Here is a 15906-nt window from a genome sequence, read left to right on the forward strand (position 1 = left end):
ATCGACCGGCACGCTGGGTGCGGATCGAGTGTGTCATCGCGTTCAATTTCTACTATACCGCGGCCGCGCCTCGTCGGCGGGGATCGAGCGCACGCCCGCCGTTTCGCCCGCCGCGTCCGACTCGACCGCGAGCGTCGCGTCCGCCCTCGTCCCGGCCGGCGCGTCGAGCGCGACCGCACCGCCGGCGACCAGCGGCGCGAGGACGCCCGCGACCACGGTGCCGGGGTGCGTGAGCGACGCGCGAACGGCGACGCTGTCCTCGGCGGTCAGGTCGTACTCCTCGACGACACGCTCTGCTGCGTCGACCAGTTCGCGGTGGGAGTAGGTCGCGTCGGCCGTCGCGAGCGCCGGCGTCGCCGGGTCGCGCTCGACCGACGGGAACGAGGGGTTCTCGCTCCAGACGTCCCGGCCGAAGTGCGCCACGGCCGGGTCCTCCGGTTCCGCGCCGTACCCGACGCGGCTGGTACCGGGCGGAACGTCGGCCGCGTCGGCCGCCGCGGCGGGCAGTACCAGCGCCTCCACCTCGGCCGGGTCGACCTCGCCGAACCGGGTCGCGCCGCCCAGTAGCGCCGTCCCGAACAGCGTCAGCAGGGGCTGCGTGGTGCGGTCGTCGGCGACGCCGACGACGACGCCCTCGCGGACGCCCTGGTGTCGCAGGAAGTTCCCGGTCTTCCAGGCGGTCGTACAGAAGCGGTGGTAGTCGTAGGTCGGCCCGTCCGCGACGGTCAGCGCGGTGGCGTCGCTGCGGCGCTCGCGGGCCACGAGGTCGTCGAGGGTCTCCATACACCCGGCTTCGGACGGCCCCGAAAAAAGCGCGCCGGGTCGTCGGCGGGGATCAGGACGGTATCGGCCGCTCCGCGAGCGCGTCCGACCGCGTGATGCGCCGCCGGTCGAACACTTCCTCGAGCGTACGGACCCCGCTCGCTCCCATGTGGTCCGTATCGACCGTACAGACGAGTCGTCCGTCGGCGCGTTCTACCCTGTGGTGCAACACGTGGAAGAACCGGAACAGCGGGAGGAGGTCGCCGTCCGGAAGCAGCTCCGGGAGTTCGTCGATCGCTATCCACACGCCCGCGTCGTCGACCGCGTCGGTCCCGGGACCCGACGCTTCGGACGCGGTCCGGTCCTCACCCGAGCGGACCGCTTCGAGCGTCTCGTGTATCGCTACCCCCAGTTCGGACAGCGACCGCAGGTCGCCCGCCCCGTCGGTGGGGGAGACGACGCGCAACCCGGCGGCTCGTCCTTCGAACCACGACTCGACCGTCGATGCGGCTCCGTCGGGGGCGACGACGACCGCGGTCCCGGACCGCGATAGGGCGTCGAACGCGAGTTCCGGCTGCCCGGTTTCCCGCGGTCCGGCGATGAGGACGCTCGTCGTCGACGACGCGTGAGATCCGTGCATTGTGACACCCGGCGTGACCACGTTTCGATCGACTTACCCTTTGTTACACGCCTCCTAACGGGAGACAGCGGCCGCGAAACCGGGGATATCGGCTCGGCCGAAACCGGTCAGAAGGTGCTCTTTATCTTCTCGAAGAAGCCCTGTTCGACCTCGATCTCCTCGCCGCCGGCCTCCGCGAACGCCTCCAGAGCCTCGCGCTGTTCCTCGTTGAGGCTCTCGGGGGTGACGACCTGCACCGTGACGTAGAGGTCGCCGTGGCCGCGGCGGCGCAGCCGGGGCATCCCCTTGCCGTCGAGGCGGAACCGCTCGCCGCTCTGGGTGCCCTCGGGCACGTCCAGTTCGACCTCGCCGTCCATCGTCGGCACGGTGACCGTGTCGCCGAACGTCGCCTGCGGGAAGGAGATCGCCTGCCGGTAGTGGAGGTCGTCGCCGTCGCGCTCGAAGTCGGGGTGGTCCGCGACGGACACCTCGATGAGCAGGTCGCCGTTCGGGCCGCTGTTCTCGCCGGGGGCGCCCTCGCCCTCCATCCGGAGCGTCTGGCCGTCCTGGATGCCGGCCGGGATGTCGACCGACAGCGACGCCTCGCGGCGGACCTGCCCCTCGCCGCCGCACTCGCCGCAGGTCTCCTCGTACAGCTCGCCCTCGCCGGAGCAGCGCCGGCAGGTCTGGGTCTGCTGGACGCGCCCCAGCGGCGTCTGCTGGACCTGCGTCGTCTGCCCCCGCCCGTTACACTCGGGGCAGGTGCGCGAGTCGGTGCCCGGCGGGTGACCGTCGCCGCCGCACTCGTCGCAGCGCTCGGGCCGGCGGACGGTGACGGTCTTCTCCGCGCCCTCGTACACCTCTTCGAGGTCTAACTGGAGTCGCGTCCGCAGGTCGGACCCCTGCCGGGGGCGGTCGCCGCGCCCGCCGCGGCCGCCGGCGCCGCCGAAGAACTGCTCGAAGATGTCGCCCATGCCGCCACCGCCGCCGCCGAACGGGCCGCCGCCACCGCCGCCGAACGGGCCGCCCGCTCCGCCGGCGCCGCCGTCGAAGCCGCCGCGCTTCTCGGCCTGCTCGAAGCGCTCGTGGCCCATGCGGTCGTACGCCTGGCGCTTCTCCTCGTCCGTGAGAACCTCTTTCGCCTTCTTCGCCTTCTTGAACTTCTCCTCGGCGTTCGGGTCGTCGCTGACGTCCGGATGGTACTCGCTCGCCTTCTTGCGGTAGGCGTCCTTGATCTCGTCCTCCGACGCGTCCGGACTCACGCCGAGAACGTCGTAGAAATCCTCGCTCATCAGTTGTGTCCGTTTACTCGGTTGAACTACTTGAAAAGCTTGGCTCGGCGCTCGGGGCGGCTTCGCCCGAAACCCGCCCGGTGCGGACGCAACGCCGGCGTCCGGACGCCGGCACCGTCCGAGCGTACGCTTTCGCGGTCGTCGGCGCAGCGGATCTCACGGATACCTTACAAAAACCCGTTTCAGGGAACGAATATGGTTCAAGTCAACGAGCAACAATCCATGGCGACCCAAGACGACAGGTACGAGCGCGTAACGACGCGGGCCGAACTCGAAGACGCGGGCCGAAAACTGACGACGCTCGGCGGTCAGCCGATCGCCCTGTTCCACCACGAGGGCGAGATCCGGGCGGTGAACAACCGCTGCCCGCACATGGGGTTCCCGCTGGCGAAGGGGACCGTCGAGGACGGCATCCTCACCTGCCACTGGCACCACGCGCGGTTCGAGCTCTCCTGCGGCGACACGTTCGACCCGTGGGCCGACGACGTACAGACTTACCCCGTCGAGGTGCGCGACGGCGACGTGTACGTCGACCCGCACCCCGAACAGGACGAACCGCCGGTCGAGCACTGGTCGAACCGCCTCGAAGCGGGCCTACGCGACGACCTCCGGCTCGTCGTCGCGAAGTCGGTCATCGGCCTGCTCGGCGAGGGCGTCGACTACGCCGAACCGGTGCGGACCGGCCTGGAGTTCGGCACGGAGTACCGCGACGACGGCTGGGGACCCGGCCTCGTCGTCCTCGGCGCGATGACGAACATCTACGACGACGTGCGTCCCGAAGACCGCCGCCGGGCGCTCTACCGCGGCCTGCTCGAAGTGGCCGACGACACGAGCGGCGAGCCGCCGCGGTTCGACCAGCCCGCCTTCTCCAACCCCGACCTCTCGAAGGAGCGCCTGAAGTCCTGGTTCCGCGACACCGTCGAGGTGCGCGACGACGACGGGGCCGAGCGCTGCCTGCGGACCGCCGTCCGGACGCTCGATCCGGAGGACGTCACGGAGATACTGTACGCCGCGGGCACCGACCACGTCTACCTCGACGCCGGCCACACGCTCGACTTCGTCAACAAGGCGTTGGAGACGCTGGACCACGTCGGCTGGGAGCACGCCGAGCAGGCGATCCCGACGCTCGTCCCGCGGTTCACGCAGGCCCGCCGGAGCGAGGAGCAGTCGGAGTGGCGACAGCCGATCGATCTGGGCGAACTGGTCTTCGAGTTCCACGACGACCTCCCCGACCTGCTCGATTCGCGCGACGCCGGCGGCTGGGAAGCGCCCGATGGGTTCGTCGACACCCTGCTCTCCGACGACCCCCACGAGGTCGTCGACGCCGTCCGCGAGGCCGTCGGGGACGGCGCGACCGCGGAGCAACTGGCCTCGCGGGTCACCTGCGCGGCCGCGCGGCGCGTGGTCCAGTTCCAGACCAGCAACGAGTTCAACGACTGGAACACCGTCCATCACACGTTCAGTTACTGCAACGGCGTCCACGGTGGCGCACGGCGGGTCGACGCGCCCGCGCTCTACCGCGCCGCGCTCCACGGCGCGCTGAGCGTCTACCTCGACCGGTTCCTCAACACGCCGCCGGCCCGCATCCCTGACGGCGACCCCGACGCCGACCCGGACGCGATCCACGGAGAGCTTCTCGACGCGTTCGACGAGGAGGGGAACGTGAACGCGGCCGGCCGCCTCGTCGCCGACTACCTCGCCGCCGGCGGCGACCCCGCGGCGCTCAAGCAGACGCTCGCTCAGGGGCTGCTCCGCGAGGACGCCGGGTTCCACACGCTCCAGCACGTCGAGGCCGGGTTCCGGCAGTTCGACCTCGCCGACGACCCCGACGAGGCGAAGCTCTACCTGATGGCGCCGGCCCGCTACATGGCCGCGCACTTCCCCACACGGCGCTCGGCGGAGCAGACGTTCACCATCGCGGAGCGGCTGGACGAAGGAGAGCGGGTTCACGAATCGTAGCCCCCGGTCGCCGGACGGAGATCTCCGCCGTCTGTTTTCGACGCTCGGCGTCGCTACCCGGCCATCTCCCGGAGCTCCGCGCTCAGCGTCTCGATGGCCGCCTCGACCTCCTCGTCGGAGGCGTCCTCGTCCTCGATGACGGCCTCGACATCGTCGACCTCGCGCTCGACGCGCTCGCGGAGGTCGGGGTCCTCGCCCGCCTCGTCGCCGAGGCGCTCGCCGCAGTGCGGGCAGCGGTCGTAGCGCAGTTCGGTGCTCGCCTCGTGGACGTCCTCCATCGCCCGCTGGACACGGTTCTCGGCGTCGACCTCCGCGTCGCGGGAGAGCGTAGTCCCCTCGACCTCGATCAGGAAGCGGGCCGTCTCGGTCGCCTCGTACATGACGTCGTCGAACTCGTCGGCCGTGAGGAAGTCGGCGTACGCGCCGTAGAGGAAGGTCGCGCCCGCCTGGCGCACCTTCTCCTCGAACGACGCTCGCGCCTGGTAGACGGCCTGACGCGTGTACGCGTCGTCCATGAACGGGACGAGGTCGGGGAGGTTCTCGCCGATCTCGGTCATCTCGACCCCCGTTCCGGTCCGGAAGTCCGCGCAGAGACGCGCCACGGCCCACTCGCGGGCGGTGAAGTCGACGCGGTCCTTGAGAAACTCGTTGACGCGGTCGTAGTCGGCCCCGTCGAGGCGGTCGAAGCGGTCGTACTCGGCAGTGTCGACAGTTTGCGTATCTTCGGGCATGGTGGTTTCGTGCGGTTGCCCGCACACGCGCAAGGGCCTGAACGCGGATAACGCTTGCTACCGGCGCGTACGGCGTTGATACCGGCGGTTATGGGGTTTCACACCTACCGAAAAAAGGCCGCAGAACGGGGTCGAAAACGGCAGTCGGTCCGCCTGTCCTCAGCCGTCGAGGCGAGTATTCAGGCGTTCAGTCCTCGTTTCCGTCAACCTCAGAAAGCCCGCTGGCGCTCACTTTCTGAGACACCGAGAGACTCGCTTCGCTCGTCTCTCGAGCCGAAGAGGACGACTCCTCGCGTTACTCGTCGTCGTTTTCGTCAACGTCCTCGAAGTCGGCGTCGACGAACTCCTCGTCGGAGCCCGCGGCGCCGCCGGGGCCGCCGGCGGGACCGCCGGCCGGGCCGCCGCCCATGCCGCCCGCGCCGCCAGCACCGGCACCGCCGGCGCCGGCCTGGGCCTGCTGCTGGTACATCTGCTTGCCGATCTCCTGGAGTTCGTTGCTCAGGGCCTCGGTGGCCTCTTCGAGTTCCTCCTTGGAGGCGTCCTCGTCGGCGAGGACGTCCTGCACGTTGTCGATCTCGGCCTCGATGGCCTCCTGAAGGTCGGCGTCGACCTCGTCCTCGTTCTCCTCGAGGAGGTCCTCGGCGCGCTGGACCGCGGCCTCTGCCTCGTTGCGGGCCTCGATGCGCTCGCGGCGGCGCTGGTCCTCCTCGGCGTGCTCCTCGGCCTCCTCCTGCATCTGTTCGATCTCCTCGTCGGAGAGGCCGGCGCCGCCCTCGATGGTGATCTCCTCGCTCTCGCCGGAGCCTTTGTCTTCGGCGGAGACGTTGACGATGCCGTTCTCGTCGATGGAGAACGTCACCTCGATCTGGGGCGTTCCGGCGGGGGCCGGCGGGATGCCGGTCAGGTGGAACTCGCCGAGCAGTTCGTTCTCCTCGGCGATCTCGCGCTCGCCCTGGAAGACGCGGACCTGCACGGAGGTCTGGTTGTCGGCGGCGGTGGTGAAGATCTTCGACTCCTCGGTCGGGATCGTCGTGTTCTTCTCGATGAGGCGCTCGAAGATGCCGCCCTTCACCTCGATACCGAGCGAGAGCGGGGTGACGTCGAGGAGGACGATGTCGTCGACCTCGCCGCCGAGCACGCCGCCCTGAATGGCCGCGCCGAGCGCGACGGCCTCGTCGGGGTTGACGTTCTTCTTCGGCTCCTGACCGGTGAGCTCCTCGACCTTCTCCTCGACCTGCGGCATCCGGGTCGACCCGCCGACGAGCAGCACCTCGTCGATGTCGTCCTTGTCGTAGCCCGCGTCGTCGAGGGCCTGTTCGGTCGGCTCGACGGTGCGGTCGATGAGGTCGGCGGTGAGCGACTCGAACTTCGCGCGGGTGAGGCTCTTCTCCAGGTGGATGGGGCCGTCGTCGGTCGCCGTGATGAAGGGCAGGTTGATCTCCGTCTCCTTCCGGGAGGAGAGTTCGATCTTCGCCTCCTCAGCGGCGTCTTTCAGGCGCTGGAGGGCCTGTCGGTCCTCGCGGAGGTCGATGCCGTGGTCGTCCTCGAACTCGTCGGCGAGCCAGTCGATGATCGCTCCGTCCCAGTCGTCGCCGCCGAGGTCGTTGTCGCCGTTGGTGGCGACGACTTCGTAGACGCCGCCGCCGAGATCGAGAATAGAGACGTCGAAGGTGCCCCCGCCGAGGTCGTACACGAGGACGGTCTGGTCGGACTCGTCGTCGAGGCCGTACGCCATCGAGGCCGCGGTCGGTTCGTTGACGATGCGCTCGACCTCGAAGCCGGCGATCTCGCCGGCGTCCTTGGTCGCCTGGCGCTGGCGGTCGTTGAAGTACGCCGGCACCGTGATGACGGCCTTCTCGACCTCGTCCCCGAGGTACTCCTCGGCGTCGTGTTTGATCTTCTGGAGGATCATCGCCGAGATCTGCTCGGGCGTGTACTCCTCGTCGTCGATCTCGACGGTGTAGTCCTCGTCGCCCATGTGGCGCTTGATCGACTGGATCGTGCGCTCGGGGTTCTGCACCGCCTGGTTCTTGGCGGGTTTGCCGACCAGTCGCTCGCCGTCCGAGAACGAGACGACGGAGGGAGTCGTACGCTCGCCCTCGCTGTTGACGATGATCTCCGGGTCACCGCCTTCCATGACCGCGAACGCACTGTTCGTCGTTCCGAGGTCTATTCCGAGAATTTTGTTGCTCGCCATCTTGAAGGGTACTTGCTCGCTCGTTGGTTTAAGCCTTGCTACACGAACTAACTCGCCCGAATAAAACTACACGACGGGGCGCGAATTAAAGAACTCGCTGCCCGGCCGCGGCGGGCCGAACTCACCGACCGTCGTCGTCGATCGCATCGCTTATCGCGTCGTCACTGGCTTCCGACACGTCGTCGCCGTCCGTGCTCTCATCGTTCCGCTCGTCCTCGGCTTCGAGGTCGATCTCCTCGACGTCGGCATCGTCCTCAGCGGCGTCGCCCGTCTCGTCGCTCCCGTCGTCGACTTCCCCGTCGAGTTCGATCGCCTCGGCCCCGTCGTCCTCGGCTTCCTCGTCGGCGTCGTCCGCGGCCGACTCGTCCTCCGCCTCGGACGCGCCCGACCCGTCGCTGACTGTGATCTGGGCGGTCTCAAGCACCTTGTCGCTCATCTCGTAGCCGGGCTTGTACACCTCGGCGATGGTGTCCGCGGGCTGGTCGCTCTCGACGCGCATCATCACCTCGTGGCGCTGGGGGTCGACATCCTCGCCGGGTTCGGGGTCGATCTCCGAGACGTTCTCCGCGTCGAGCACCCGGTCGAACTCCTTCAGCGTCATCTTCACGCCCTCGCGGATGCTCTCGACGTCGTCGTGGTCCTGGTCGACCGCCCGCTTCAGGTTGTCCCGCACGTCTAGCAGGCGCTCGACCAGGTCCTCGGTCGCGCGGTCGCGGATCTGGTCCTGCCGCTTCTTCGCGCGCTTCTTGTAGTTCTGGAAGTCGGCCTGCTTGCGCTTCAGGCGGTCTTCCAGGTCGTCGATCTCCTCGTCGCGCTCCTCGACCGCCGCTTCGAGTTCGTCGACGCGGCTGTCGAGTTCGACGGCTTTCTCCAGGAGCTGGTGGACCTCGTCGCCGAGTTCCTCGTCGTGTTCGGCGACCGCGTTCGGGAGCTGTTCGCTGATCGTTTGCTCGTCCTCGTCGGCTGGCTCGGACGCCGCGTCCTCGGGCTCCGCGGCGGTGGCGTCCGTTCCCTCGTCCTCGCTCATAGGCGGAAGAAGCCGACGGGTGGGTTTAATTCTTGAGGAATGGTCCGCCGGCGTGCCGGCGGCCGTCGGCGCCCGTCCGCCGCCGGGCGAACGGGGGCGATTTAACCCCCGAACCCGAACGTCGCCGCGTGGCCGCGCTCACCCTCCGCTTCGAGGACGGGACCGTTCGGATCGAGGGCGAGGGCCGGTGTCCGCCGTTCGTCGAGCGCGATCCCCGCTCCGAGACGCGGCGGGCGCCGGCCTTCCGCTACGCCGACCTGCTGGACGCGCTGGACGACCGCGGCGTCGACTACGAGGACCGCGTGCTGGCCCTCGACCCCCTATCGGGACTCGACTCGGCGTACGAACTCCGCGAGTACCAGGCCGAGGCGCTCGCCGCGTGGCGCGACGCCGGGAACGGCGGCGTCCTCGAACTGCCGACGGGGAGCGGCAAGACCGTCATCGCGATCAAGGCGATCGAGGAGCGTTCGACGCCGACGCTCGTCGTGGTGCCGACGATCGACCTGCTCCAGCAGTGGCGCCGGGAGCTCGCCGCGGAGTTCGACCGACCCATCGGCCAGCTGGGCGGCGGCGAGCAGCAGCTGGAGCCGATCACCGTCTCCACATACGACTCGGCGTACCTGCGGGCCGACGACATCGGGAATTGCTTCGGGCTGGTCGTCTTCGACGAGGTCCACCACCTCGGCGGCGAGGGGTTCCGCGAGATCGCTCGCCTGCTCGCCGCTCCCGCACGAATGGGTCTCACGGCGACGTTCGAACGGCCAGACGACGCCCACGAGGTCGTCGAGGAACTCGTCGGCCCCGTCGCCTACCGTATCTCGCCGGAGGAGCTCGCCGGCGACCACCTCGCCCCCTACGACGTCAAGCGGATCACCGTCTCGCTGACGGACGAGGAGCGCGAGGAGTACGAGCGCCGTCAGGAGACGTTCACGGACTACCTGAAGCGCTCGAACATCCAGATGCGCAGCGGGAGCGACTACCAGGAACTCGTCAAGCGCTCCGGTTCCGACCCGGAGGCCCGCGAGGCCCTGCTCGCCAAGCAGCGGGCCCGCGAGATAATGATGGGCAGCGAGCGGAAGGTCGACCGCCTCGCCGAGATACTCGACGACCACCGCGGGGACCGCGTTATCGTGTTCACCGCCCACAACGACCTCGCGTACCGCATCTCCGAGCGCTTCCTGATCCCCGCCGTCACACACCGCACGAGCGCCGCCGAGCGCCGGGAGATACTCGACGGCTTCCGCGAGGGCGACTACTCCCGGGTCGTCACCTCGAACGTCCTCGACGAGGGCGTCGACGTGCCGGACGCGAACGTCGCCGTCGTGCTCTCGGGCAGCGGGAGCGAGCGCGAGTTCACTCAGCGTCTCGGCCGGATCCTCCGCCCGAAGGAGGACGGGCGGGCCGCGCTGCTGTACGAGGTGGTGAGCGAGGAGACGGCGGAGGAGCGCGTCGCCTCTCGTCGGAGGTGAGCAGTCCGGAGGACTGCGAGTCTCGTCGGAACTCGTTCCGCCGGAGGTGAGCGAACCGAAAGTGGACGAACTATCCCTCTCCGTCCTCCTCGACGGCTTCCCAGCGCGGGCTGATTCCCTTGTTCTCCGCCGCCGCGTACTCGTCGCGTGAGAGGTCGAACTCGAAGGTGTAGGTGCCGCGCTCCCCGGCGTCGAGGCGGACCGTCTCCCGCTCGGCGTAGGTCGTCCCGTCGACCGTCACCTCGTAGACGAGCACCGCGGCCCGCCGTTCGTCGGCGGTGTTCTCGACGGTGGTGGTGACGACCATGTCGCCGGCGTCGCTCTCGCCGTAGTCGGTCTCCACGAAGACGAACGGTTCGCCGGGGTCGTCGGGGACCCCGACGTCGACGTCGCTGAGGTTGAGCTCCTCGGTCGTCGTCTCCGTCACGTACTCGCCGGATTCCGGCGGCCCCTGTCGGGCGTCCCACTCGCCGCGGTTCTCGCCGCAGCCCGCGAGGCCCGCGATGGCGAGGGCGCTCAGCCGCCGGAGGAGGATCCGCCGTCGCATACTCGGCCACTCGGAGCAGGGCCACGTATGTCTTGCGACCCGCAGCGGCGACGCGTCGCCCCGAACGGACCGCTTTTGCCGCTGGAACGCGGACTCGCGGACGAATGCTGACGAAGGACCTCCTGCGCGTCTCGCGGGCCGGCGGGGGGTACCACCCGCAGTTCGCCGGGCGCGAGCACCGCCCGCTCGCGGCGAAGGCGCTCGGCACGTATCAGGGCCACGTCGGCGAGCAGCGGGGCGACCTGGAGGCGGCGCTGACCGACCTCGAACGGGGGGCCGAGGACTTCAAACTCGTGCGGGGGTTCGCGAAGCTGCTGGAGCGCGAGGCGGCGTTCGAGACGCGCGCCGGCGTCGACCCGGAACTGGCGCGACGGGAGGCGTTCGCCGCCGGGGAAGCGGTCGGCGTCGTCGCCGAGAGCGAGCGGGCGACGGCGCTCTCGCGGGCGGCCGACGCGCTCGGCACCGACCCGGACACCGTGGAGGCGGCGCTGTACGCCGACCGCGAGGACCGGCAGGTGCTCGCGTCGTTCGACGCGCGCTGGTGTCCCGACGACCTGATCGACCAGTACAACCTCTCGCTGGCGCAGACGGCGCTGTTCGACGCGACGGAGGTCCGGGTCCGGACCTCCGATCCGAAGGCGCTCGTCTCCGCGGTCAAGCGCCTCCGCCTGATGTACGAGGTGCTGAAACGCGACGACGGGAGCCGCGAGGTGGTCGTCACCGGACCGACGCGGCTCTTCCGGTCGACGCGGCGCTACGGGACGCGGTTCGCCCGCCTGCTCCGGACCGCGGCCAAAGCGGAGGAGTGGCGGCTGACGGCGACGATCGACGACCGCGGCACCGAGCGCGAACTCGAACTGTCGGACGCGGACCCGGTGCGCGTCCCCGACGCCGACCCCGTGACCGACGTGACCTACGACAGCGGGGTCGAGGCGGACTTCGCGGCGCGGTTCGAGTCCCTTGGTCTGGACTGGGACCTCGTTCGCGAGCCCGAACCGCTGGCGGCGGGATCGCGGGTGATGATCCCGGACTTCGCGTTCGAGTATGCTCCCGCGACAGTATCCAGCGGAGGCTCGTCGGACGATTCCGACGGCGAACACGCAGACTTCCGCGTCTTCTTCGAGATAATGGGCTTCTGGACGCCGGAGTACGTCGAGAAGAAGCTCTCGCAGATGGACAGCGTCGAGGACATCGAGCTGCTCGTCGCGGTCGACGAGAGCCTCGGGGTCGGCGAGGCGATCGAGGCGCGGGACCACCGCGCGATCCCGTACTCGGGGACCGTTCGGATCAAGGACGTCCGCGATGCGCTCCGGCGCTACGAGGACGAACTGGTGGCGGCGAGCGCCGCCGCGCTCCCGGACGAACTCCGCCCCGACGACGACGTGGTGACGCTCTCCGCGCTCGCCGAGCGTCACGGCGTCAGCGAGGCGGCCGTCGAGGGGAAGGCGTTCCCGGAGCACGAGCGCGTCGGCCGGACGCTGGTGCGGCCGGCGGTCCTCGACGACCTCGGCGGGCGGATCGAGGTGGGGATGGATCTCGACGAGGCGTCCGGGGTGCTCGAAGATGCGGGGGTCACCGACGCCAGCGCTGCGCTCTCCGCGCTCGGCTACCGCGTCGAGTGGACCGGCCTCGGCGGCGGGACGGTCCGCGAGCGCTCGGACTGACACGACACCCCGGAATGTATGGCGGTTTCCGTCGTACGCCGACCGATGCCAGAGGACCGCTGCGGCTACACCCACGACGTCACCGCCATTCGGGGAGCCGGCGAGGCCACGTGTTGGCGCCCCGTCTGGGGGGATCGCGACCGGTGCGTGTGGCACGCCGACGAGCGAGGGAAGACGGAGAACGACCTGGCTGAACTCGCGCCGGAGGACGGTGAGCGGATCGACGGCGCGGTGATAACGACGACGGCGCTCAACGAGACTGACCTCTTCGCCGACGCAACGTTCTTCGAAGCGAAGTTCGACAACGTCCGCCTGCGGTACGCCGACTTCTCCGACGCGAACCTCCAGCGGTCGACGTTCGACGGCGTCGACGCCTACGGCGCGACGTTCCGCGGCGCGGACATGGAGGACTCGCAGATCAAGAACTCCGACCTTCGGAGCGCGACGCTGATCCGTACCAGGCTCTATCAGGTCGCGTTCTCCGACACCCGCGTCGACCGCCAGACGGAGTTCGGCCCGAAAGTCGTCTACGAGGAGCACCTCGAGGAGAGCGACGACGAGACCACCGTCGCGACCTGCCACGAGGCGGCGACGTGGACGTATCGCCAGCTAGAGAGCCTGTTCACCCAGAACGCCGACCCGGTGCCGACGACGAAGTACTTCGTCCGCGAGAAGGACACGCGGCGGAAGGCGGCGTGGAAGCTGGGCAACTACCTGCGGGCGGTGAAGATGGAGGCGTCGCGATGGGTGATGCTGTACGGGACGAGCCCTTGGCGGGTCCTCGGCAGTTCGGCCGTCGTGATCCTGCTCTGTGCGATACTGTTCCCCATCACGGGCGGCATCCAGGAGTCGGGCGCGGAGTACGCGATCACCTACACGCTCGAACAGCCGGAGGACACGGCCGTCCCGGTGATCGTCACGGTCCTCTTCAAGAGCCTCTACTTCAGCGTCGTCACCTTCGCGACCCTCGGGTTCGGCGACATCAGCCCGGTCGGGAACTTCGCGCGGATGCTCGCCGGGATAGAGTCGCTGCTCGGATCGCTGTTGCTCGCGCTGCTCGTGTACGTTCTGACCATGACGCCGCGGTGAGGCGGTCGGGACGACGGCCCCGCCGTCAGAACTCCCGGCGGCGTCCCTTCGGGATACGCGACCTGAGTTCGCCGTGGAGGTAGAGGCCGACGCCGAGGGGCGCGTCGGTACCCGCGAGGTCGTGGGCGGCGATCAGGTAGCCCCAGTCGCCGTCCCAGTTGAGTTCCTGGTCCTCGCCGGCGACGAACCGCTCGGCCTGCTCGCGCGTCAGGCGGACGACGTTCCGCTCGGCCTCGACGCCGAAGCGCTGAACCGCCTCGGTCGTCGGTTTCCAGTGTTCCTGCCGGGTCCGCATGAACGCCATCCCGAGGCCCTCGATCCGGACCGGCGAGTCGACGTCGCCGGCGAACGCCCAGATCTTGCCGGCGCCTTTCTCCCAGAACGAGATCCCGTCGAACGTCTCCGTCGGGACGGCGAAGCGCTCCTCCCACCAGTCGACGATCTCCTGGCGGGACGCCCGGCCCTCGACCTCGCGCTCGTCTGGGGTCTCGGGGAGGCGGTCGAACTGCTGTCCGCTGTTGCCGTCGCTCATGCCGTCACCTCCAGTTTCGCGACGAAGAAGCCGCCGGTGTCCTCGAAGTGCGGGTAGATGCGGGCGGCCTTCCGGACGCTCCCGTCGTACTCCTCGCCCTCCCACTCGGTGACGCCGGGGCGGTGTTCGATGTCGAGGTCCGTCTCGACGAGGCGGCAGTCCTCCTCGCCAAGCACGTGGTCGAGCACGCCCTCGTTCTCCTCGGGGGCGAACGTACACGTCGAGTAGACGACGGTGCCACCCTCGCGGGTCGCCTGGATCGCCCGCCGGAGGATCCCCTTCTGGACGCCCGCGACGCCCCGGACGTGGCTCATGTCCCACTCGTCCAGCGCGTCGGGGTTCTTGCGGATCGTCCCCTCGCAGGAGCAAGGGGCGTCGACCAGCGCGCGGTCGAACGGCTCGCCGCCGAACGGCTTCAGCGAGAAGTTCCGCGCGTCCGCGTTCGTCACGGCGACGTTCGTCACGCCGAGGCGCTCCGCGTTCGAGCGCAGCGCCGAGAGGCGGCCCAGGTTGTTGTCGTTCGCGACCAGCAGGCCGCGGTCGTCCATCAGCGCCGCGAGGTGCGTCGTCTTGCTCCCGGGCGCGGCGGCGGCGTCCCAGACGCGCTCGCCCGGGTCGGGATCGAGCACCGTCGCCGGGAGCGAGGACACCTCCTCCTGCCCGTGGATCCAGCCGTGGAAGTACGGCCACGTGTTGCCGGGGCGGTCCGTGTCGACCGTCATGACGCGGTCGTTCCACGACGCCCGCTCGTAGCCGACGCCCGCCTCGTCGAACGCGGCGACGACCTCCTCTGTGGTCGCCTTGATCGCGTTGACCCGAACCGCCGAGGGGAGCGGCCGCCGGCACGCGTCGAGGAAGGCGTCGAAGTCGTCGACGATGGGCCGATACCGTTCCAGTGTCTCCATTACCCTCCGGTTGGCCCGGCGCTCGCAAGTGCGTTTCGAAGGGGGTGCGGTCGGCAGGCAGGGGCATCGGCGGTGCGGGATCGCGCGGCCCGCACCCGACCACCCCCACGATTAAGCCCCGTCCGGCGGAGTGTCCGAACATGGCGCACGTCAGACTCCGCGGAGACGAGGTCGACCTCGACGAGCCGTACCTGGTGGAAGGGCTGCCCGGCGTCGGGCTGGTCGGGAAGATCGCCACAGATCATCTGGTGGAGCAGTTCGACATGGAGTACTACGCCAGCGTCCACTGCGACGGGCTCCCCCGGATCGGCGTCTATCAGGACGGCGACCGGTCGGTCCGCCCGCCGGTGCGACTGTACGCGGACGAGGAGCGGGACCTGCTCGCCCTCCAGAGCGACGTGCCGGTCTCGGCCGAGAACGCCGGCGACTTCGCGGACTGCGTGACGGGGTGGATCGACGACAACGACGCGACGCCCCTGTACCTCAGCGGCAGGCCGGCGGAGAAAGACGGCGACGTCCCCGCCCTGTTCGGCGTCGGCACCGGCGACGGCGGCGAGTGGCTGAACGAGCGGGACATCGATACGCCGAGCGAGAGCGGCGCGATCGCCGGGCCGACGGGCGCGCTCATCGCCCGGTCCGCGGAGAACGACCTCGACAGCGTCGGCCTCATCGTCGAGAGCGACCCGCAGTTCCCCGACCCCGAGGCGGCGCGGGTGCTCATCGACCGCGGCATCGCCCCGCTGGCGAACGTCGACGCGGACGTCTCGAACCTGGTCGACCGCGCCGAGGAGATCCGCCAGCAGAAGGAGCAACTCGCCCAGCGGATGGGTCAGGCCGACGAGGACGAGAGCTCGCAGGCCCAGCCGCTGCGGATGTTCCAGTAGCGCGCGAGTGACAGCCCTTTTAGTCGCGACGCGACGACAAGGAGCCATGAGCGATCTTGAAGACGCCGTCGAGGAGTTCCTCGACGAGGCCGACACGGTGTACGGCGAGTACGAACAGGGGTACATGGACGCCGACGTGGCGCTCGACCGCCTCGAAACTCACCTCGACGAACTGCGGGCGGCCCGCGAGTAACGGCGGGATAGCTCCTCGGTCCGGGCGCATCATTTA

Annotated in this window: 15 protein-coding genes; 6 read left to right on the forward strand and 9 right to left on the reverse strand. The window is 69.5% G+C overall.

Annotated elements, in window-relative coordinates:
* Positions 1-42 precede the first annotated feature (42 nt).
* The 3 genes from D8670_RS09990 to dnaJ form a co-directional block, all read right to left on the reverse strand.
* Entirely contained in the window at positions 43-783 is a 741-nt protein-coding gene (locus D8670_RS09990) for a hypothetical protein (RefSeq protein ID WP_121817966.1), read from the reverse strand.
* Between the two features lie 52 nt (positions 784-835).
* Positions 836-1402 carry a DUF7504 family protein gene (locus D8670_RS09995; protein ID WP_121817967.1) on the reverse strand — a complete coding sequence of 189 codons (567 nt, stop codon included), beginning with the start codon at positions 1400-1402 and terminating at the stop codon, positions 836-838.
* 107 nt (positions 1403-1509) lie between these two features.
* Positions 1510-2673 carry a molecular chaperone DnaJ gene (dnaJ, locus tag D8670_RS10000; protein WP_121817968.1) on the reverse strand — a complete coding sequence of 388 codons (1164 nt, stop codon included), beginning with the start codon at positions 2671-2673 and terminating at the stop codon, positions 1510-1512.
* Positions 2674-2895: 222 nt separating this feature from the next.
* On the opposite strand from dnaJ, the gene D8670_RS10005 reads away from it, so the two are divergent.
* Positions 2896-4632: a Rieske (2Fe-2S) protein gene (locus tag D8670_RS10005; RefSeq protein ID WP_121817969.1), complete on the forward strand. Its 1737-nt coding sequence runs from the start codon at positions 2896-2898 to the stop codon at positions 4630-4632.
* Between the two features lie 53 nt (positions 4633-4685).
* Here the strand turns inward: D8670_RS10005 and D8670_RS10010 are convergent, their stop codons facing one another.
* From D8670_RS10010 to D8670_RS10020, 3 genes are all read right to left on the reverse strand, one after another.
* A complete protein-coding gene (locus tag D8670_RS10010) occupies positions 4686-5363 on the reverse strand; it encodes a DUF5806 family protein (RefSeq protein WP_205254070.1) in 678 nt (225 codons plus the stop codon).
* Positions 5364-5658: 295 nt separating this feature from the next.
* Entirely contained in the window at positions 5659-7560 is a 1902-nt protein-coding gene (gene dnaK, locus D8670_RS10015) for a molecular chaperone DnaK (RefSeq protein ID WP_121817970.1), read from the reverse strand.
* 121 nt (positions 7561-7681) lie between these two features.
* Positions 7682-8587 carry a nucleotide exchange factor GrpE gene (locus D8670_RS10020; protein WP_121817971.1) on the reverse strand — a complete coding sequence of 302 codons (906 nt, stop codon included), beginning with the start codon at positions 8585-8587 and terminating at the stop codon, positions 7682-7684.
* A gap of 128 nt (positions 8588-8715) precedes the next feature.
* Here D8670_RS10020 and D8670_RS10025 point away from each other — a divergent pair, with 128 nt between their 5' ends.
* The gene (locus tag D8670_RS10025; RefSeq protein ID WP_121817972.1) at positions 8716-10056 is read left to right on the forward strand and encodes a DEAD/DEAH box helicase; all 1341 of its coding nucleotides are present in this window, start codon (positions 8716-8718) and stop codon (positions 10054-10056) included.
* A 70-nt stretch (positions 10057-10126) separates the two neighbouring features.
* Here D8670_RS10025 and D8670_RS10030 read toward each other — a convergent pair whose 3' ends face one another.
* Complete coding sequence (locus tag D8670_RS10030; RefSeq protein ID WP_121817973.1) at positions 10127-10603, reverse strand: hypothetical protein; 477 nt, start codon at positions 10601-10603, stop codon at positions 10127-10129.
* A gap of 104 nt (positions 10604-10707) precedes the next feature.
* Between D8670_RS10030 and D8670_RS10035 the strand changes: the two genes are divergently transcribed.
* Positions 10708-12267 (forward strand): DUF790 family protein, encoded by a 1560-nt coding sequence (locus tag D8670_RS10035; protein WP_121817974.1) that lies wholly within the window; start codon positions 10708-10710, stop codon positions 12265-12267.
* Positions 12268-12312: 45 nt separating this feature from the next.
* Entirely contained in the window at positions 12313-13356 is a 1044-nt protein-coding gene (locus D8670_RS10040; RefSeq protein ID WP_121817975.1) for a pentapeptide repeat-containing protein, read from the forward strand.
* A gap of 25 nt (positions 13357-13381) precedes the next feature.
* Here D8670_RS10040 and D8670_RS10045 read toward each other — a convergent pair whose 3' ends face one another.
* A complete protein-coding gene (locus D8670_RS10045) occupies positions 13382-13888 on the reverse strand; it encodes a DUF7122 family protein (protein WP_121817976.1) in 507 nt (168 codons plus the stop codon).
* Positions 13885-14793, reverse strand: coding sequence for an RsmB/NOP family class I SAM-dependent RNA methyltransferase (locus D8670_RS10050; RefSeq protein WP_121817977.1), 909 nt, complete (start codon positions 14791-14793; stop codon positions 13885-13887). The genes D8670_RS10045 and D8670_RS10050 overlap by 4 nt, the downstream gene beginning before the upstream one ends.
* A gap of 140 nt (positions 14794-14933) precedes the next feature.
* Between D8670_RS10050 and D8670_RS10055 the strand changes: the two genes are divergently transcribed.
* Together D8670_RS10055 and D8670_RS20900 are read left to right on the forward strand one after the other, a co-directional pair.
* Positions 14934-15677 (forward strand): proteasome assembly chaperone family protein, encoded by a 744-nt coding sequence (locus tag D8670_RS10055; RefSeq protein WP_121817978.1) that lies wholly within the window; start codon positions 14934-14936, stop codon positions 15675-15677.
* A gap of 46 nt (positions 15678-15723) precedes the next feature.
* Positions 15724-15870, forward strand: coding sequence for a hypothetical protein (locus D8670_RS20900; RefSeq protein ID WP_162994252.1), 147 nt, complete (start codon positions 15724-15726; stop codon positions 15868-15870).
* Positions 15871-15906: the final 36 nt, after the last annotated feature.

It is taken from the genome of Halostella limicola, from assembly GCF_003675875.1.
GTDB lineage: Archaea > Halobacteriota > Halobacteria > Halobacteriales > Natronoarchaeaceae > Halostella > Halostella limicola.